Annotated in this window: 13 protein-coding genes and 3 pseudogenes; 10 read left to right on the top strand and 6 right to left on the bottom strand. The window is 59.9% G+C overall.

The window, feature by feature from the left end; genetic code table 11:
• Window positions 1-89 precede the first annotated feature (89 nt).
• Window positions 90-1,079: a nodulation protein NodZ gene (locus JN280_RS34955; RefSeq protein WP_202308797.1), complete on the bottom strand. Its 990-nt coding sequence runs from the start codon at window positions 1,077-1,079 to the stop codon at window positions 90-92.
• Between the two features lie 431 nt (window positions 1,080-1,510).
• On the opposite strand from JN280_RS34955, the pseudogene JN280_RS39800 reads away from it, so the two are divergent.
• A pseudogene (locus JN280_RS39800) lies at window positions 1,511-1,934 on the top strand (IS481 family transposase); the annotation flags it as partial.
• 73 nt (window positions 1,935-2,007) lie between these two features.
• Here JN280_RS39800 and JN280_RS34960 read toward each other — a convergent pair.
• Window positions 2,008-3,174: an NAD(P)/FAD-dependent oxidoreductase gene (locus tag JN280_RS34960; protein ID WP_096458522.1), complete on the bottom strand. Its 1,167-nt coding sequence runs from the start codon at window positions 3,172-3,174 to the stop codon at window positions 2,008-2,010.
• 127 nt (window positions 3,175-3,301) lie between these two features.
• Window positions 3,302-3,616 carry a methionine adenosyltransferase domain-containing protein gene (locus JN280_RS40430; RefSeq protein WP_446720859.1) on the bottom strand — a complete coding sequence of 105 codons (315 nt, stop codon included), beginning with the start codon at window positions 3,614-3,616 and terminating at the stop codon, window positions 3,302-3,304.
• On the opposite strand from JN280_RS40430, the gene JN280_RS39810 reads away from it, so the two are divergent.
• Together JN280_RS39810 and JN280_RS34970 are read left to right on the top strand one after the other, a co-directional pair.
• Window positions 3,507-3,776, top strand: a complete 270-nt coding sequence (locus JN280_RS39810) for a hypothetical protein (RefSeq protein WP_167316198.1) — start codon at window positions 3,507-3,509, stop codon at window positions 3,774-3,776. The two genes, JN280_RS40430 and JN280_RS39810, sit on opposite strands and share 110 nt — an antisense overlap.
• Window positions 3,777-4,129: 353 nt before the next feature.
• A complete protein-coding gene (locus tag JN280_RS34970) occupies window positions 4,130-5,170 on the top strand; it encodes an IS110 family transposase (RefSeq protein WP_202308798.1) in 1,041 nt (346 codons plus the stop codon).
• A gap of 266 nt (window positions 5,171-5,436) precedes the next feature.
• On the opposite strand, the pseudogene JN280_RS34975 reads toward JN280_RS34970, so the two are convergent.
• The 3 genes and pseudogenes from JN280_RS34975 to JN280_RS34985 form a co-directional block, all read right to left on the bottom strand.
• A pseudogene (locus JN280_RS34975) lies at window positions 5,437-5,967 on the bottom strand (IS3 family transposase); the annotation flags it as partial.
• Window positions 5,968-6,044: 77 nt separating this feature from the next.
• Window positions 6,045-7,412 (bottom strand): sigma-54-dependent transcriptional regulator, encoded by a 1,368-nt coding sequence (locus JN280_RS34980; protein ID WP_096453581.1) that lies wholly within the window; start codon window positions 7,410-7,412, stop codon window positions 6,045-6,047.
• Window positions 7,409-9,261 (bottom strand): annotated as a pseudogene (locus JN280_RS34985) (sensor histidine kinase). Before JN280_RS34985 ends, JN280_RS34980 begins: the two are co-directional and overlap by 4 nt.
• A 274-nt stretch (window positions 9,262-9,535) precedes the next feature.
• Here JN280_RS34985 and JN280_RS34990 point away from each other — a divergent pair.
• From JN280_RS34990 to nadC, 7 genes are all read left to right on the top strand, one after another.
• Complete coding sequence (locus JN280_RS34990) at window positions 9,536-10,969, top strand: dicarboxylate/amino acid:cation symporter (protein ID WP_202315236.1); 1,434 nt, start codon at window positions 9,536-9,538, stop codon at window positions 10,967-10,969.
• Window positions 10,970-11,287: 318 nt separating this feature from the next.
• Window positions 11,288-12,319 carry a LacI family DNA-binding transcriptional regulator gene (locus JN280_RS34995; RefSeq protein WP_010913552.1) on the top strand — a complete coding sequence of 344 codons (1,032 nt, stop codon included), beginning with the start codon at window positions 11,288-11,290 and terminating at the stop codon, window positions 12,317-12,319.
• A gap of 654 nt (window positions 12,320-12,973) precedes the next feature.
• Entirely contained in the window at window positions 12,974-14,689 is a 1,716-nt protein-coding gene (gene nifA, locus JN280_RS35000; RefSeq protein ID WP_199201481.1) for a nif-specific transcriptional activator NifA, read from the top strand.
• Window positions 14,690-15,265: 576 nt separating this feature from the next.
• A complete protein-coding gene (locus JN280_RS35005) occupies window positions 15,266-16,225 on the top strand; it encodes an NUDIX hydrolase (RefSeq protein ID WP_010913550.1) in 960 nt (319 codons plus the stop codon).
• Window positions 16,226-16,289: 64 nt separating this feature from the next.
• Complete coding sequence (gene nadA / locus JN280_RS35010) at window positions 16,290-17,264, top strand: quinolinate synthase NadA (protein WP_006333927.1); 975 nt, start codon at window positions 16,290-16,292, stop codon at window positions 17,262-17,264.
• Complete coding sequence (locus JN280_RS35015; protein WP_199201480.1) at window positions 17,261-18,802, top strand: L-aspartate oxidase; 1,542 nt, start codon at window positions 17,261-17,263, stop codon at window positions 18,800-18,802. The genes nadA and JN280_RS35015 overlap by 4 nt, the downstream gene beginning before the upstream one ends.
• Before the next feature lies 1 nt (window position 18,803).
• A complete protein-coding gene (gene nadC, locus JN280_RS35020; protein ID WP_202308799.1) occupies window positions 18,804-19,685 on the top strand; it encodes a carboxylating nicotinate-nucleotide diphosphorylase in 882 nt (293 codons plus the stop codon).
• Window positions 19,686-19,814 lie beyond the last annotated feature (129 nt).

Consider the following 19,814-nt stretch of genomic DNA (forward strand, 5'->3'; position numbering starts at 1 on the left):
GATTGCGTGGCGAGAAAGGGGCGTATTGGGCAGGCGAACGGGGGCCTCTGCGCGAAGGCAAGGGAGAGTTCGATCGGGATGCCAGCCTTTCATGGAGCCGGGGAACGTTCGAAAGTGTTGTCGATCAAGATCAAACGACGCGGGTCATTCAAATCGAATTCGACAATTCGTGGCACGAAGAGGCGGGCGTAGCGGGTGAAGGCGCTAGTCGGAGGAAAGCGAATAACAGTGTCGCATCGACCGAGGAGATACATCTCAACGAGCGCGGAAAACCCCCCGTCGGTGCCCAGTGCTGCACTGTGTAAGGGGCCGGCCTGATCCGCCTGGAAGCGTTTTGGGACGGTGAAAAGTTCGGGAAATACGCCCGACAGGTGATCAACAACCTTGGCGCTGTCTGTACACAAGAACACCCTTACAGGTCTTGAATGCGGTTGCGCCTTGGCCATACGAATGGCAGTGCATACCTGCTCTAAGGCAACCGTCGGATCAGCCCAGTAAGGTGCGTGATCCATAATATCTTCGCCGTTGCCGTGGCGGACATGGACTCCAATTATGCTGTGCCCGTCAAAATGTTCCTGGTAGAGCGCTTCAATGCGATCCTCAATTTCGACCCTCGGTGTGATGCTCCTAAATATGGTTCGCTCGGCCTTTTCATCGCAGCGCCACATCAAGCAAGCATCACACACTACCGTGTTGGCTTCACAATCATCTTGGGCCTGGAAAAGATCGTTAAGCTCGTCACGTTCTTGGAAAATCTGTTCATCCGGACGGTACACGCAGTCGATGGATGGCTTGTTCCACCACGACGGGAAGAAGGGACCAGGGAATGAGACGTGGTTGATCTGGTCATCGCATATGACCCGTACACCACCGATATCCTCAATTGGCTTGAAGAAAGCTGGAAAGGCATTCGCAAACGGGTTGTCAAGGTAACAAGAGCCGCGCCAATCTATTGCTAAAGCTCGTCCCGTCCGATGTGCGTAGTCCCAAGCCGACGCGAGAGACCACAGGCAATCACCGAGACCCGTGCGCCGTCGAGAAACAACGAACCGATCGTTCCTTGAGCGATCAACAAGCATCTAAATTGCCTCTCTCCAGAACACCACAAGCCTCAGCTTTGCTGCTGCCTTTGAGGCAAGCGCTTGCGCAATTCGGGGAAGATTGTCGTGCTGTGCCAATGCGATGTAGCTTGCGTCTGTCGCGGAAGTGCCTGGCCGCGATGGACGCGCGCCTGGGCTGGTCTTCCGCGCAGACCAGAAAATGCTCTTCGGAGCCAACGCAAACATCAACCACTTTCCTTAAGGCTGCTACATTCTTGAATTCTTTCTATGCATCGTGCCGTAACATCGGTAAAATCGTCTGTTTCGATGAAACGCATCCACGCCATGGATGGCTAGCGACATGGGTTCCAGAGCGTTGGCTGTGAACCCGCTCGCTGTGCTCGACGCACCGCTAACCCCAGCGGAACCTCACGGTGACAGCACGCAGCATCGACCTAAGTGAGCCGGCCATGAGCGCGGGCCGCGGCCACGAAGCTTCGACTGGGCCAGGTCTGCATGGGAGCGCCACAAAGAAAGAGGCGATGCGTCGAGCTGTAAGCGAGCCTGAGCTCGCTTTCGAAGCGCTATGCCATCAACCCCAAGACGGTCGCGAAGTGGAGGAGCGGAGTTCGACCGCCGATCTGCCCACCGGCCCCAGGGAGCCGAGATCGAAGGTTCTGTCTGCCGTAGGAGAGGACCGTTGTTGTGGCCTTCCGCCGCAACACACTGCTGCGCTGGACGATTGGTCTACGGCCTTGCAGCCGACGATCCCGCATCTGACGCGCTCTTCATTGCACCGATGTCTGCAGCGCAAGCATCGGCTTCTTCCACATTGATATTGCGGAGATCCCAACCGAACAGGGCAAGCTAAACATCAAGGCCTTTGTACCGCGGCACCGCCTGTCGCGAACCTTCGCGCCCCTCTGTCCCGCCGGCACCAAAGGAGACCGTCGCGGCGCCGTTGTTGCTAGATCACATTCAATTCCCTAAACGCCCGCCCTTCGGCGACACGGATGTACCCAAACGCGGAGCAATCGACCGTGCGGTAGCCGCCATGCACGAGAAGCTCGGCCAGCGCCTTGCCGACCGCCGGGGCCTGCTGCAGACCGTGGCCTGAAAATCCGTTGGCGAAGAGGAAATTTTTCACCTTGGGGTGCGGCCCGATCACCGCGTTCTGGTCGAGCGTGTTGTAATCGTAGTGCCCGGCCCAGGCGCGGGTAGGCTTGATGGCCTCGAAGGCTGGAATGCGGGTCGCCAGCACCGGCCAAATCACCTCTTCGAACAGCGGCCAGTCGACCTCGAAATCCTGGGGATCGGCCGGGCCGTCGCCCTCTTCCGGCTCGGCGCCGCCGGTGAGATAGACCGGGCCTTCCGGCCTGATATAGATGCCGGAGGGATCGACCAGCAGCGGCATGTCGGCATATTTTTCGCGCGCCTCGAAGACGAAGACATTGCGCTTGCGCGGCTCGACCGGCAGCGCCAGCCCGGCGAGAGCGGCGACCTTGCCGGCATTCGGCCCGGCGGCATTGAGGACGGTGCCGGCTTCGATCGTCTCGCCATTGTCGAGCCTGACGCCGGTGACACGGTGGCCCTGCCGCTCGATGCCGATGACCGAGGCGGTCATAAAGTCCACGTTCTTGCCGCGCAGCGCCTTGCGGAACAGCGTCAGCATCGCATGCGCGTCGAACCAGCCTTCGCCGGTCCGACCATAGGCGCCGGCAGAAATGCCTTCGGTCGACAGCCAGGCGAAGCGCTGCGTCAACTGCTCGGCATCCTCGAGCACGATGTCGGCGCCCTCGGCGATCTGCGCCTCGTGATTGGCCTTGAGGATCGGTAGCCCGGCTTCTCCGGCGAGGATCAGATAGCCGCTCTCGCGGAACCCGATATCGGCATCCGTGCCGAATTCTTCCTTCAGCCGCCGGAACAGCTTCAGCGCGAATTGCGACAGGCGGATGTTTTCAGGAATCGAAAACTGCTGGCGAATGGAGGCGCAGGACAACGTCGTTGCCGCGTGCGCGAACTGCGGATCGCGCTCGATCAGCGCGATCGAGCCGGAAAACCCTTCCTCGCGCAGATAGTAGGCGATCGAGGAGCCGACGATGGCTCCTCCGATGATAACGATGTCGTAACGCACTTTTTTGTCGCCTTTCCGGTAACCGCCCGTGTCGATCACACAGCCGTCAGCATGATGTCGAAGCGCGTGCCGCGGCGGGCGCGGGCCTAGCGAGTTGAAAGGCCGCATGCGCTTGATCCAGCGGCGTTCACGCAGCTGCCGGTCCTGCCTCACGCAGCAAGTCGTCGGCTCTGTCCGTCTTCTCCCAGGTGAACTCAGGCTCTTCACGGCCGAAGTGTCCGTATGTCGCCGTGTTGCGGTATATCGGGCGTACGAGATCAAGCATCTTGATGATGCCTTTCGGTCGGAGATCGAAAACATGCGAATCCAAACATGAGGCCCTGATCCCGCCCTTGCTCGAGATCCTGCCATCGTCCTTCATCAACGCCCTGGCTGATGCCGGGCGACTGCCCGGTGAGAGCCAGAACGACGGCGCAATTTCGACCATCAAAGCCGATGGCATCGTCGTAGCCAATATCGAGTATCGTATCGCGGGCGACTTGGGTGTAATCGATGTGCGCATGGCTGGTACCCTCGTCCTGCTGGCTTTGTCATTTCGCGCTCTTCGCAAATGCTGTTTGGCGGCGGAACATAAAACGACACCAGATTTCTGCCGCCACTGATCTCGAAAGTTGTGATGAGCGTACCATTGACAGCGATTTGCGCTCGCAACGATTCCATGAATTTCTTTGAAGGATCTGTTGCAACGCTAAACAACAACGCAACGAGATTGGCGGGGGCCTGGTAAGACGGCAAGCTGGAACTGGTTGGCCAAGAGGGAGGCGATCGGCGCACCTTTCCCCAGGCGACGTGCTAACTTGCATCGTGCACCTCATCCGCCATTTGCTAAATGTTTAGATGGGGTATTCGGCTTTGCCCCACGTTTTGAACCGGTTGTTTGAGGTGCTGCGCTTCGAGCTGATGATAAAACGTGGTCTGCATGAACAGCCACAAGCATCAGGAAAGGAAGCGCAGCATGAAGCATTATGCCGGACTGGATGTCTCCGTGAAAGAGACCACCGTTTGCATCGTGGATGAAGGGGGCCGAATTTGCCGAGAGATGAAGGTTGCGAGTCATCCGGACGATCTTGCTGAAGCATTGAAGAACCCCGCATGGAATCTGGCCCGGATCGGGCTTGAAGCCGGCCCCTTATCGCAATGGCTATTCAGTGGTCTGGCGGGAGCCGGATTACCTGCAATCTGCATCGAAACCCGTCATGCGAAGGCGTTTCTCAAGGCGCAGGTCAACAAGACCGACCGCAATGATGCGCGCGGCATCGCGCAGATGATGCGGGTTAATTTGTTCCGGCCGGTGCACGTCAAGACGCTGATGAGCCAGAAACGCCGGGCGCTGTTGACAGCCCGCAAGTTGCTGCAGGAAAAGGCCATCGCAATTGAGAACGACATTCGAGGGCTGTTGCGTAACTTCGGTCTCAAGGTTGGCATTGTCGGCGTCGGCAAATTCGCGGATCGCATCCGGGACCTTTCCGGTGACATTCCGGAACTGCGAGACATCATGGAGGCGTTGCTCGCCGCCCGTCAGAGACTTCGCGAGCAGTTCACGGTGCTGCACGAAAGACTGTTGTCGATCGTGAAGGGTGACACGGTTTGCAGGCGGTTGATGACCGTGCCGGGCGTCGGCCCTATCGTTGCACTGGCTTTCAACGCCACGGTCGATATTCCTGCCCGCTTCAGGAATTCGAAGGCCGTGGGGCCGTCTCTCGGTTTGACGCCGCGGTTACATCAATCAGGCGAGGATAATCGCGTCGGGCGTGTTTCTCTGTGCGGTGACGCCATGATGCGGACGCTGCTTTATGAAGCGGCGCAAGTTTTGCTGACGGTGGTGAAAAAGTGGTCATGGTTGAAGGCTTGGGCGATGAACGTCGCCAAACGCCGGGGCCGGCAAAGAGCGACCGTTGCCCTTGCTCGCAGATTGGCGGTTATCATGCATAGAATATGGTCCGACGGCAGCGAGTTCCGCTGGGCGCGAGAGAATACAGCAGCGGTGAAATTATAGACGGTCCACCAAAGGAAAGGGAAAGACCCGATAACGAGATCCGCCAGGGGTGGATGAATGTCCTTCGCGGGACGGAGGATGAAGAGAGGACGTGCCGGGACTCGTGTCCATCGTGGCAACACGGTGAGAACGCTGTTTAGATTGTCCCCCCTCATTCCAACTGATCCCATGCTGGGAGGGCCAACGCGCCGATCCCGAAGAGAAGCAAGGCCTCGCGAAAGACATCAAAAACACCATTGGCCGAGGAAGCTCGAAAGCCATTGACTTCAACACGCCGAATAGAGAAGTCCCGGCATTTGCTGGAGCGGATTGAAAGTGAACGCTCGGGCTGGGAAGCCCATGCCTTCCAGATGAACTCGCAGGGCGTGAGGCCCTTGAGGGTCTTCAGCTTGCGGCCGAAATTGTAGGCCGCGACGAAGTCGGCAAGATGCCGACGCAGTTGGTCGCGATCGTCGTAGTGGAAGCGCTTGACGGTTGCGTCTTGATGGTCCGGTTCATTCTCTCGACTCTTCTCGCCGGCCTGTCGCCGTCGACATCTGGCAATCGGCCGATGCTTGCCTGCAGGCAGCGGTGGGAGCGCGTCAGATGCGCGACGTCGGCTGCAACGCGTAGAGGCAATCGTCGAGCGGCAGCAGCCTTGTTGCGGCGGAAGGCCACAACAACGGTTTTCCTCGACAGACAGAACTGTCGACTCCCTGGAGCCGGTGGACAGATCGCGGTCGAATTCCGCTTCTCCACTTCGCGACCGTCTTGGGGTTGATGCCATAGCGCTCCGAAAGCGACCTCAGGCTCGCTTCACCTAGCCCATAGTGCATCCTTTGAGTCGGACGAGAATGGCGAAATTTCTTTTCCGCGACATGCAAGCAAGAAGGCTTCAGCCAATGGCGGTTTTTCGATAATCGGCCGTGTCTATCCCATGTCGTTTCAGCTTGTCGTAGAAGGTCTTGCGGGGAACTCCCAGGACTTCGATCGTGCGCCTCACGTCGCCGCCGCATTCCTGCAAGGCATCGCGGATGATAGTCGCCTCATAAAGGCTGACCTTCTCGGACAAGTGGAGGCTTGATACCGCTTGTTCCTTTCGACCTGATGCAATGGGCGTGCCCAGCCTTTCAAGTCCCAATGCAACGCGATCGGCGAAATGCACGAGTTCACGGACATTGCCGGGCCAATTGTGGCTCACGAGGCGATCGCGCACGCCAGCGCTGATGTCCGGAACTGGCCTGCTGAAGCGTTTGGAGGCGCGTTCCAGGAAATGCCCAAAGAGCATCGGGATGTCTTCGCGCCTTTCGCGAAGCGGCGGGATGCGGAGCGTCACCACATTCAGCCGGAAATAAAGGTCTTCCCGGAAATCTCCGCGGGCGGCCGGATCGCCGAGATCGGCCTTGGTAGCCGACACGACACGAAGGTCGATGCTGCGGGTTTCGTTCGTGCCAAGCGGCGTGATCTGCCGGGTCTCAAGTACCCTCAGAAGCTTCACCTGGAGTGCTGGCGGCATCGACTCGATTTCGTCGAGGAAGAGCGTCCCTCCGTTCGAATGCTCGATGCGACCGGTCCTGCGCCTCTGCGCGCCAGTAAAGGCGCCTGCCTCGTGCCCGAAAAGTTCGCTATCGATGACGCTTTCGGGCAGCGCTCCACAATTCAGGGCAACGAAGGGCTTCGTGCGTCGTCTGCTCCAGCGGTGAAGCAGATCCGCGACCACCTCCTTGCCCGTGCCCGTCTCGCCTTCCACAAGGACATCCACATCGGTATCGGCGATCTGGCGGAGAGTTTCGCGCAATCGAATCATGGTCGGTGCCTCCCCGATCAGCGGGATATCGCCCGCAGATCGGACAACCGCATCCCTAAGACGTCTGTTTTCCAGGACCAGGCGCCGTTTTTCCGAAGCGCGATGCAGCGTCACGAGAAGCCGGTCGTTCGCATATGGCTTCGAGATGAAATCGTAGGCGCCATCCTTGATGGCGGCAACGGCCAGCTCGACGTCGGCATGCCCGGTGATCAGGACAACCGGAATTTCCGGGTCGATCGCCTTCACTCGCTCGAAGAGCTGAAGTCCGTTCAGCCCGGGCATACGGATGTCACTCACGACAGGGCCATCGAAGTTCCCGTCGATTCTGGCGAGTGCGGCCTCAGCCGAACCGAACACGCTCGGTGAGAACGAGGCAAGCTTCAGCATCTGCGTGGCTGCGCGAAGCACATCCTCGTCATCGTCGATAAAAATGACCGGTCCTGATTCAGCACTCATGCCGCTCGCCTCAGCTCGACCGTGAAGGAAGTCCCTCTCCCGTGGCCGGCATCATCATGCCGCAACGAGCCGCCGAGCTCACGTGCGATCTCTTGCGAAATGACCAGGCCAAGACCGAGACCCTTTTCCTTGTTGGTAACGAACGGCATGAAGAGGCTCCTGCGAATGTCGGGGGCAAGGCCGGGGCCGTTGTCCCGAAGGGAAATAGCGACCATTTCCCCGTTTTCGGCGAGCGCTATCTCGACGCGGGGCTCCGGTTGATCCTTCAGAGCGTCAAGCGCGTTCTGGAGAAGGTTGACGAGTATCTGCTCCAGTCGCATGCGGCTTGCCATGACAATTGGAGACGGATCGATCCGCTTCCGTTCAATCGTCACCCCGGAATCGCGAATTCGGCCTGAAAGAAGCGACAGAGCGCCGTCGATCGCGTCGTCCGCCAGTATCGGTCCCATCGATCCGCTGGCGCGGCGGGAAAAGGACCTTAGCGTTTCAGTGATCGTGCCGATCCTGCCGGTCATGGCGACGATCGAGGTCAGATTCTCGGCGGTTTCTTGCGACCGGCCGATCCCTAGAAGACGCGCGGCATTTTCAGCATAGGTGCGGATTGCGGCGACCGGCTGGTTGATCTCGTGGGCGACCCCGGCCGTTATCTGTCCCAGGATTGACAAGCGGTTCGCCTGGGCGAGTTCGTCGCGCAGGCGACGCACTCTTGCTTCAGCGTTCTCTCGCTCGGCGATCTCACCGGCGAGCGCTGCGTTCGAGCTCTGGAGCTCCGCCGTGCGCAGTTCGACGCGATGCTCCAGTTCCGCATTCAGCAACACAAGCACTTCTTGCCGCTGCCGGGCCGCCCGCCGCCGTCGAACAATGATGAAAATGACGAATCCAACGAGAACGAGGGCAAGCAGCGTTGTCACGCGGGCTGTCATGACCGCCGAGGAGATCTCGGTGTCGGCGGGGATGAGCAACGACATGCGCCAGCCCGGAACTGCTTTGCCGAGATCCTGCGAAACCGCAACGAAACCGGCTGATCGACTCTCAGGAGTTGCGGTGACCAGGTTGTCGCCGCGGCGGGAAGCGGCACCGGCTCGAAAGTCACGCCCGGTAGCTGCAGACGATCGCGAGCGGTTTGCTTCTCCTTTGCGGAAAGCGGTGAGAGAGCGCCAAAACGCCATTGGGGCACGCTCGTGGCAAGAACCACGCCTCGCTCATCGGTCGTGAAGACCACGAAGCCGCTCTCCAGCCAACGCAACTCGACGCGGTCGAGCTCCACCTTCACCACAACCACACCGAGCGGCCCCTCCGGCCCATCGACCCGGCTCGACAGATAGAGACCAGGGCGCGCGCTAACCGTGCCGAGCGCATATTGCATAGCCGCGCCATCCGCCATCGCCTCGGTGAAGTAGTGGCGAAAGCGGTAATCGCTGCCGACGAAACTGGTCGGCTCGCCAGCGTTGCTCGCAGCGACCGCTACGCCCTCAGGATTAATGATGTAGAGTATAGAAGAGCCGGCGTCGCGCGCGATGGCGCGAAGCTTCTCATCAAGCGCGGCTTCGTTGGCAGTGCTCGGACTGCGAAGCATCTCCTGAACGGCACCGTCGCGTGCCAGAACCAGCGGAATCATTCGCTGCTTCTCGATCTCTCCTTTCAAACTGTCGGCTGCAAGCGGGAACGCGGCAAGAGCACGGTCGCGTAGGGCATACTCTGCTCTGGTGCCGGCGATGCGTCCCATTGCAAAGACGACGAAACAGAGCGCCGCACCAAGAATTGCAAGCAAAACCACAAGCCAGAGAGATCGACCGCCGGATCTACCAGGGAAGACCAATGGGGCGCGCTGGAAGGCGCCATTACCCATGTCTTCTTCTTCTGCCATCGTATTCTTAAAACCGATCATTGACGAACCATAGTGCGGGGTTCCGCCAGAAGGGAAGGCGATCCGTGCGGAAAACCGCACAATCTTGCTGCGCGATTTGTTGAAGATACCTGAGGCTCCGGCGATTTCCGCGCTCTCTTGGCTTGGCACGGCTATTGCGGTCAACAACGCAGCAGCGTTCGACCGGGGCGCCGCGATGGGAGAAGCCGCGGGGAGGAACAGCCCGCCCCAAACCGGTCAGGGAGAGAAAACTTACATGTTGACCCCACTGGCTCCAAGCGTAAAGCGCGCACCCCGCAAGACCCTTTTTGCCAAGCCTTACGTGCAGGTGCTTGTCGCAATCCTGCTCGGAGTCGCGGTTGGCCATTTTTATCCGCAAATCGGAGAAAACCTGAAGCCGCTCGGCGATGCCTTCATCAAGCTCGTCAAGATGATCATCGCGCCCGTTATCTTTCTGACCGTGTCGACTGGAATTGCCGGCATGAGCGATCTTCAGAAGGTCGGCCGTGTTGCCGGCAAGGCGATGGTCTATTTCTTCACCTTCTCGACGCTCGCGCTTATCGTCGGCCTCATCGTCGGCAATGTCATTCAGCCTGGCGCCGGCCTCAACATCGATCTGACCTCGCTCGACGTCCAAGCCGTCAATGGCTATGCCTCAAAGGCCCATGAGCAGTCCGTGACCGGCTTCCTCATGAACATGATCCCGACCACGATTGTCGGCGCCTTTGTGGAAGGCGACATTCTACAGGTGTTGTTCTTCTCCGTCCTCTTCGGCATCGCGCTGGCGATGGTCGGAGAATCGGGCAAATCGGTTCTTTCCTTCCTTCAGGACCTCACTGCACCCGTTTTCAAATTGGTCGGCATCCTGATGAAAGCCGCGCCGATCGGTGCTTTCGGAGCAATGGCCTTCACGATTGGCAAATATGGCATCGGTTCGGTAGCCAACCTTGCGATGCTGGTCGGGACCTTCTATCTCACGGCCTTCCTCTTCGTATTCGGGGTTCTCGGTGCAGTCTGTCGCTACAACGGCTTCTCGATCTTTTCTCTTATCCACTACATAAAGGAAGAGCTGCTGCTGGTCCTCGGAACGTCCTCCTCCGAGGCTGCGCTGCCCTCTCTCATGGCGAAAATGGAAAAGGCCGGCGCCAAGCGCTCGGTCGTGGGCCTGGTTATCCCGACCGGATATTCCTTCAATCTGGATGGCACCAATATCTACATGACCCTCGCGGCCCTTTTCATCGCGCAGGCGACGAATACGGATTTGTCAGTTGGCGATCAGGTCCTGCTGCTGCTCGTCGCGATGCTTTCCTCCAAGGGTGCAGCAGGTGTCACAGGTGCCGGCTTCGTCACGTTGGCCGCTACGCTCTCCGTAGTGCCGGCAGTTCCCGTTGCTGGAATGGCGCTGATCCTTGGCGTCGATCGCTTCATGTCGGAATGCAGGGCACTGACGAATTTGGTCGGTAACGCGGTGGCATCGCTCGTCGTCGCCCGCTGGGAAGGCGAACTGGATCAGGCGCAATTGAAAGCTGCATTCTGCGGCCACCAGCCTGCCGAGACATCAACCGGCCAGCCACTGATAACGCCCGCGCCGAGCAACTCGGCAGCATCGCTGCCGGTTGAATCGCCTGGCTGGTCCCAAACGCCGGACGATCGGGCCGCGGGTTCCAAACAAACTTTCGCGGGCCGATGAAATCAAGAATCCCGAAATGCAGTGGGTGCAAAATCATCTGCGCCTTGCGAAGGTCTTGCACCGGTCACGACACACAAGCCATCGATGATGCGCTTAATGCCTCCGAAGTTTGCGACGGTTCGTGGAACCGGGCGCGGAGCTGGGTCGGAGCCGTCGGCACGGCTGAACAATTCGCCCAGGCTCTACGTTTCGGCTTCTACCTCGCACCATGCCACGACAAGAATTCGGTAGCGAACAGGATCAATGCAGGAATGACAGATTTTACTGAATCGACCTTTGCCGGATTTCTTCTTGATGTCGTTTAATCAGACTCGAACAATGGCGAAGCGACCCATAATTGCTGATATCGCCCGGGAAGCCGGGGTTAGTGTTGCCACCGTTGACCGAGTTCTGAATGCCCGTCATCCGGTGCGGAAGGAGACTGCGCAGCGGGTCTTAGCGGCGGCACAGGCCATCGGATATCACGCCGCAGGTCTTATCAAGCAGCGCCTGCAGCCGGACCTGCCGCAATATCGGCTTGGCTTCATCTTGAGAAAACCGACTCACCACTTCTACCAGGGCTTCGCGCGTGAGGTCGAAGCGGCGGTCAACGCGGCGAAGTGCTTCCATGGCACTTCGCTCATCGAATTCGCGCCGTCGCACATGCCGTGCGACCTTATTCCACTGCTCAAGGAATTCGGCGCGCGCTGCCACGCGATCGCCATGGTGGCGCCGGACCATCCGGCGATCACGGCAGCCGTCCAAGAACTCAAGGCAAAAGGAATCCCCGTTTTCTCGCTGCTTTCCGATTTCGCCGAAGGTGTTCGTGAGGGTTATATCGGCCTCGACAACCGCAAGGTCGGGCGGACGACAGCGTGGATGCTTTCAAAGGTCGCAAGACGGCCGGGCAAGGTGGCGGTTTTTGTCGGCAGCCACCGTTTTCAGGGGCAGGAGCTGCGGGAGGTCGGCTTTCGCTCCTATTTCCGTGAGAATGCACCGGCATTCGAGCTGCTCGATCCGCTCGTGAACCTTGAGGCACGGCAGATCACCTACGAGGCCACGCTGGATCTCATGCAACGGGAACCCGAACTCACCGGCTTCTATGTGGCCGGCGGAGGTATGGAGGGAGCGATCTCCGCGCTCCGTGAAGAAGGCGAAAGCCGGGGTCTCGTCGCGATCGTTAACGAGATCACACCGGAGTCACGGGCTGCACTCGCAGATGGCATGATCACGATGTCGGTCGCCACGCCCCAGCGCCTGCTTTGCCAGGAACTGATGACGCTGATGGCCCAGGCCATCAAGGTCGGCACTTCGGAGACGCTTGGGCAGACTTTTCTGCCGTTTGAGATCTATCTGCCGGAAAACATCTGAAAAACTGATAAAATACTATCATGAGAGCCTAATTTCCTTTCATTCATGAAAGAAAAGCAGCGGGAGTTTGATTGACTCACCTGCCTCATTCCGGTCTCGTTTAACAACGAATGATTGCTGCGCGGCGGAAGCCAGTCAGCCGAGAACGACGACCCGCACTTCATGAAGAGAGAGGAAAGCCATGCGTCAAGCATCGCTCCGCTTTGCTATCGACCGCATGACGCCGCCCCATCTTGCCAGGGCCGCACTTGCTCGCGGCCGGGGCCTGACTGGCATCGACATTAGCTATCATCTCAATGGCAATTTCATTGCGCGCGAAAAGCCGGCTGCAGACGTCCGTCTTGCTGACGGATCAATCGTCACGACTATCTTCATCAACGCCTTTTCGTGTTTCAATGAATCCCCGCGTGCAAGGGCGAGGCGAGCAAACTCGTCGATTGTGCAGCGGCCTGCGGAGCGAAGACGCCGACGAATGCGATTCGCCAAGGACATCCACGCGCTGGACAATAGGCGCACTTGCCTCGGGCATCGATTTCATGGCGCGAGATGGATGATCACATGCACGATACTCGCAACTCCGAGCAAAGTGCCAGGCAGATCTCGTCACGCTGCATATCGCTTCCAAAAATGAAAAGCCCTAATTCAAAGTCCGAGATGAATAACGTGGTCCCTATTGTGCCGTTGCACGAGAGGGCGCCGGACATCTTTGAAACGTCGATAGCGCTCACCGCTCCCTCTGGGCTGGAAGCCACGTTGGCCAACGTCGTCGACCTCCTGCCATCGTTGGTGCAGGTGCGGCACGGCATCATCTCGCTCTGCGACGGTGCCGGCATACCGGACATGACCGTCGGCGCCGGCTGGAGCGAAGGCAGCGATGAGCGCTACCGCAAGCATCTGCCACGGGCGGCGATCGACCAGATCATAACGACGGGCATGGCGCTCGTCGCCGAGAACATAGCGTTGGATCCGGCTTTCAACGCCGCCGACAAGGAGGTGCTCGGGGCGTCCGACAACATGAAAGTGTCGTTCATCGGCGTACCCATTCGCGTCGATGCGAACGTCGTGGGCACGCTGACCATCGACCGCATCCTGGACAACAAATCAGGCTCCCTCCTCGATTACGACCTGCGCCTCCTTACCACAATCGCTAATCTGGTTGGACAGACAGTGAAGCTGCATCGCCTGTTCGCGTCCGACCGCGAGCGACTGATGGCCGAAAAAATCCGGATGCAAAAGCAATTCGGCGAACTCAAGCAGCCTGGGCATGAGGGCAAAAGGGCTCATGTCAAGGGGATCATTGGCGACAGCCCGGCGCTGCGCGGGCTGCTTGAGAAGGTCGCGTTAGTAGCCAGGTCCAACAGCACCGTTTTGCTGCGCGGGGAATCGGGGACCGGCAAGGAGCTGGTCGCCAAGGCCGTTCACGAGATGTCGGGACGCGCCAAGCGGCCGTTCATCAAGCTCAATTGCGCAGCGCTCCCTGAGACAGTCCTGGAATCCGAACTGTTCGGTCACGAAAAGGGTGCCTTTACCAGTGCATTCAACTCGCGCAAGGGGCGCTTTGAGCTCGCCGACAAGGGAACGTTGTTTCTGGACGAGATCGGTGAGATTTCGGCCTCGTTCCAGGCAAAGCTGCTGCGCGTGCTGCAGGAGCAGGAGTTCGAGCGCGTCGGCAGCAACCAGACGATTAAGGTCGACGTTCGCGTGATTGCCGCCACGAACAGGAACCTGGAAGACGCGGTTGCAAGGAACGAGTTTCGCGCCGACCTTTATTATCGCATCAGCGTTGTTCCCTTGCTGGTGCCGCCATTGCGCGAAAGGCGCGGTGATATTCCGCTCCTTGCTGCTGAGTTTCTCAAGAATTTCAACAGCGAGAACGGCCGTACGATGGTCTTCGATGCGAGTGCGACTGAAGTGCTGATGAACTGTGCTTTTCCCGGAAATGTCCGCGAGCTTGAAAATTGCGTGCAGCGGACGGCGACCCTGGCAGCGGGAGCGTCAATCGGCAGAAACGACTTTGACTGCTGCCATGGCCGATGCCTTTCCGCGATGCTATGGAAGCACGCATCGAAGGAGACTGCGCCGAAATCGGAGCCGATCGCACCATTGCCACTGAACCCGGCCATGCAATCGTCTGGTGCTTTTGCTTCGGCCGCCATTGGGGTCCCGCATGACGACAGCGAGCAGGCACTGCCAGCGCCTGTTCGGCTAGGCCTCGTAAGCGACGCGAAGATGACCGATCGCGAGCGTCTCATCGCGGCCATGGAAAGATCCGGCTGGGTACAGGCAAAGGCAGCGCGCCTGCTTGGACTGACGCCGCGCCAGATTGGTTACGCGCTGAGGAAATACGGTATCGAGATCAAGAATCTCTGAACCTGCTGTCGGATTTCAAGCGGGGCCACGAGATAGCGCGCGAGGCGAATAGCTGGGACAAATTAGCGTTGATTGGTACGGCTCGGACCTCCGTCGGTGAGGCGTTGCAGCCCTCCTGTTGGCGCCGGCCGCAATCCACGGCCCGCTCGACCGCATGGCGCTTGGTATCCCAGTCAAGTTGGCGCAAACGCAGCGCCGTCATGGTCGGTCCGATGGCCATGTCGCTCCGCCGGCCCCGTGCCGGATGTCTCGCCATTGAAACGGAGAACAGTGCGCCGTCAACCAACCTTACCGGAGTGGTGTAGGTCGTCAGGCAGATAAGCGCCGTGCTGCCTTTCGCGCACGCATATCCGGCGGCGTGATCGCCTTTTACGATACCTCCGACGCTCAATCGACGTCTCTCCTCACCCAGCGTCACCCACGGCGAGTGTCGCGTTTGGCATATTTTTGTGCAGGTTCGAAGAGGTAAAGTCGCCACAGCGCGTGGTGTTGACGCGACGATTGGTATGATAAAGAACAGAACTAAATCGGTTTAGACAGTTCGCACGGAGGTCTAACCCAAGTGGCTCAGGAACCATGGATCAGGCCAAAGGACCAAGGAAAGGCAGAACCATAGGCAAGACCAACAATGTCAACGCCGACCTGATCGCAGTCGTGGTCGCCGTGAACGACGCTGGACCATGTGTTCTGACCATCGAACAGGGGGCCGCTCTTCCCTCGGGCCCGTTTGAGCTCGCTCATCGTTCGCTCCAGTCGGGGCTTAGGGCATGGGTGGAACTGCAGACCGGTCAGCCTCTCGGTTATATCGAGCAGCTCTACACCTTTGCCGATCGCGATCGGGTCGGCGCCAACCAGCGCGTGATCTCGATCAGCTATCTCGCACTCACCCGCGAAGAAGATGCGGGCGCCTCGGGCAGGCGCAGTTGGGCCAGCTGGTACGACTATTTCCCGTGGGAGGATCATCGGTCCGGCAGGCCCCCGATAGTGCTGGAAGAATTGCGGCCGCGCCTTATCGAATGGGCGGACGGCGCGGACGACGGCGCGACGCGCTTCGATCGCCGACGGCGAGCGGCGGTTGCCTTTGCCTTGGACGGCCGGGCATGGAACGAAGAACTCGCGCTGCAGCGCTACGAGCTGCTCTACGAAGCCGCCCTGGTGGAGGAAGCAAAGCGCGGCGGAGTTTCGGCCATCCTCCCTTCGGTGCCGGGCAGATCGATGATCGCCGATCACCGCCGCATTCTGGCAACGGCTATTGCACGACTGCGCTCCAAAATTAAATACCGGCCTGTTGTGTTCGAACTGATGCCGCCGCTCTTCACGCTTTTGCAGCTACAGCGAACTGTGGAGGCGCTCTCCGGCAGGCTCATCAACAAGCCGAACTTTCGCCGGCTCATAGAGCAGCAGGAACTGGTTGAGAAGACCGGGGCGACGACCGCCGAGACCGGCGGCCGGCCTGCGCAGCTCTACCGCTTCCACCATACTATTCTCGACGAGAGGCCTGTGGCCGGCACAAAATTACCGCTCGCACGGGCTTGACACCCCTTATAGTCACAACGATTATATATATCTTATAATCAGATGGACTATAACTGGAGGCTCGATGAGTGCCGTCCTGCCTTCGAGCGCCTCACTGTACGACCGCGTTCGGCGCGTTATCCCACCGATCGAGTGGTCGGTCTTCGTCGAGGATATCGACGCAATCCTGAATCTGAAGCGACAGCGCAATGCGGTCATCCTGGCGCATAACTACCAGACGCCGGAGATTTTTCACTGCGTGGCTGACATCGTCGGCGACAGCCTGGCGCTGGCCCGCAAGGCGATGACAGTCGATGCCGAAATCATCGTGCTCGCGGGCGTGCATTTTATGGCCGAGACCGCCAAGCTCCTCAATCCGGACAAGACCGTGCTCATCCCGGATCTCGGCGCCGGCTGTTCGCTGGCCGAGTCGATCACCGCCGAAGACGTGCGCCTGATGCGGCAGCGTTATCCGAGCGTTCCAGTGGTGACCTACGTCAACACCTCCGCCGCGGTGAAGGCTGAATCCGACATCTGCTGCACCTCGGGCAATGCGCTCGCGGTGGTGAAATCGCTCGGCGCGCCGCGTGTGATCATGCTGCCCGATGAATATCTGGCGAAGAACATCGCGGCGCAGACCAAGGTCGAGATCATTGCCTGGAAGGGGCGCTGCGAGGTGCACGAACGCTTCACCGCGGCCGACATCCGCGAGCTGCGTGAGGCCCATCCCGGCATCAGTGTACTTGCCCATCCCGAATGTCCGCCTGAAGTGGTCGCGGAAGCCGACTTCGCCGGCTCGACGGCGGCGATGTCCGACTATGTCGCGCGGCATAGGCCGGCGCGTGTGGTGCTGATGACGGAATGTTCCATGAGCGACAACGTCGCGGTCGAGCATCCGGAAGTAGATTTCGTGCGCCCATGCAATCTGTGCCCGCATATGAAGCGCATCACGCTCGCCAACATCCGGACCGCGCTCGAGGAGAACCGCCACGTCGTCACGATCGATCCTCATGTCGCTGAACGGGCCCGCTGGGCTGTGGAACGCATGCTCTTTGTATGACGGCGGACATCCATCACATTGGCGGAGCGCCGGTCATCATCGGCGCTGGTATCGCCGGGCTCATGACGGCGCTACACTTGGCGCCGCAACCAGTCGTCCTTCTGTCAAGGACCTCGCTCGGAACCGAAGCCTCGAGCATTCTAGCCCAGGGCGGGCTCGCAGCGAGTCTGGGGGAGGACGACAGCCCCGACTTGCACCTCGCCGATACGCTTGCTGCCGGCGATGGGCTTTGCGACGAACAAATGGCCAGGAGGGTGGTAGAGGCCGTACCTCAAGCCGTCGAGAACCTTATTCGTCTTGGTGCTCCTTTCGACCGGTCGCTAGACGGGAGGCTACGGCTGGGCCTGGAAGCGGCGCATTCGCGTCGCCGCATCGTGCACGCCGCCGGCGACGCAACTGGCCGCGAGTTGTTTCGGGCGCTACTCGGCGTGGCGCGGCGAACCCGTTCGATCACGATCATGGAAGGCATGACAGCGCTTCGCTTGGTTGTCGCGGAGGGCAGCATTGTTGGCTTGCTGACTGTCCTGCATGGCGCCGTGTTCGCATTGCCCACACGCCGCGTGGTGCTGGCGACCGGTGGGATAGGCGGCCTGTTTTGCGATACAACCAATCCGCTCTCCTCATTCGGGCACGGCCTGGCGCTGGCAGCCTGTGCTGGAGCGGAACTAGCCGATCTCGAATTCGTGCAATTCCACCCGACGGCCCTCGACATTGCGCGCCGGCCAATGCCGCTTGTCAGCGAAGCAGTGCGTGGCGAAGGCGCGGTGCTGATCGATGAGCACGGCCATCGCTTCCTGGCAGACACGCCCGGGGCAGAACTCGCATCGCGCGATGTGGTCGCGCGGGCGATCTCCGATCAGCTCGCCGCCGGGCATGGCGTCTATCTCGATGCCCGACATTGTCTCGGGCAGAAATTCGCAAGACGCTTTCCGGCAATCGACGCTATTTGCAAGCATGCCGGCATCGATCCGGCGGTGGAACCCATTCCCGTGCGGCCCGCTGCTCACTATCACATGGGCGGCGTGGCCGTTGACGCCGAGGGGCGAACTTCCGTTAGCGGCCTGTGGGCCTGTGGCGAAGTCGCATGCACAGGACTGCATGGCGCCAACCGGCTTGCTAGCAACTCGCTGACCGAAGCGGTTGCAACCGCCGCCTGGGTGGCTGAAAGCGTCGCAGCTACCTCTGCGGGTGGGCAGTGGCCTAGGCTTCCGGCAACTGTTCCCATCCGGCCCGACCCTTCACCTATTCGCCCGATTGTGTCCAATGCGCTTGGCATTGTTCGGAATGGGAAATCATTGTGCGACACGGTCGCGACACTGCTGCCGATCTCTGTTTGCGAGACGGCCGCGGCCGATCCGGCCCTGGTGGCATTGTTGATGGCGATCGCCGCCCTTCGGCGCGAGGAGAGCCGCGGCTCCCACTTTCGATCCGATTTCCCCGGGCGCGATCCCGCCGCCCTCCCCTCACGATTGACGCTCTGCACAGCTTTTGAGAATGCCGTCACGCTCAGATGGCAAGCATCCGAACGGAGCCGTTGACATGACTTCACTTGCACCACTTCCCCAGATCATCATGGAGCCCATCGTGCGTTCTGCCCTGCTTGAAGACCTGGGCAGAGCCGGCGACATCACGAGCGATGCGATCATCCCCGCCGATTTCAAAGCGACGCTGGCGTTGAATGCCCGGCAGGCAGGCGTTGTTGCCGGGCTCGACTTGGTCATGTTTGCCTTCCTGCTGGTCGATCCCGGGATCAGCATCCAGCTGCGGTGTCCTGAGGGCGGCAAGGTTTCGGCCGGCCAGACCATCGCGATCGTAAACGGGCCGGCGCGCAGCCTGCTGACGGCGGAGCGGACGGCGCTCAATTTCTTATGCAAACTCAGCGGCATCGCGACGGCAACGGCTACGCTCGTAAACGCGGTGAGGGGCAATAACGCAAAAATCGTGTGCACACGCAAAACGACGCCCGGCCTGCGTGTCCTGGAAAAGTATGCGGTACGAGTGGGCGGCGGTGCCAATCACCGCTTCGCGCTCGACGACGCCGTGCTGATCAAGGACAACCACATCGCCATTGCCGGCGATATCCGCACCGCAATCGAGCGGGCGCGCAGCGCCATCGGTCACATGGTCAAGATCGAGGTCGAGGTCGACAGGCTGGACCAGTTGGAGATCGCGCTTACAGCGGGTGTCGACGCCGTGCTCCTCGACAACATGTCGGTCGAGGACCTTACGCAGGCTGTGGCTATGGTCGGTGGCCGCGCGATCACCGAGGCTTCGGGCCGGGTGACGCGGGCGAGCGCCGGGGCAATTGCGGCGACAGGCGTCGACCTCATATCGGTCGGCTGGCTTACCCACAGCGCGCCCATCCTCGACATTGGTCTCGACATGCCGGCCGACCGAAATTGCAACAGGCATCTGAACTGATGGAGAGGACATGAACCGGGATCGCAGGAACTCCTTTGGTCGCAGGCTAACCTGCGTCAGCACGTCCCAGGTTCCACCAACAGCCGACGCAAGCCTTCTCGGCGCCAGGCGACACGCTTCAACAACGGA

Source organism: Mesorhizobium sp. L-8-10 (assembly GCF_016756635.1).
GTDB lineage: Bacteria > Pseudomonadota > Alphaproteobacteria > Rhizobiales > Rhizobiaceae.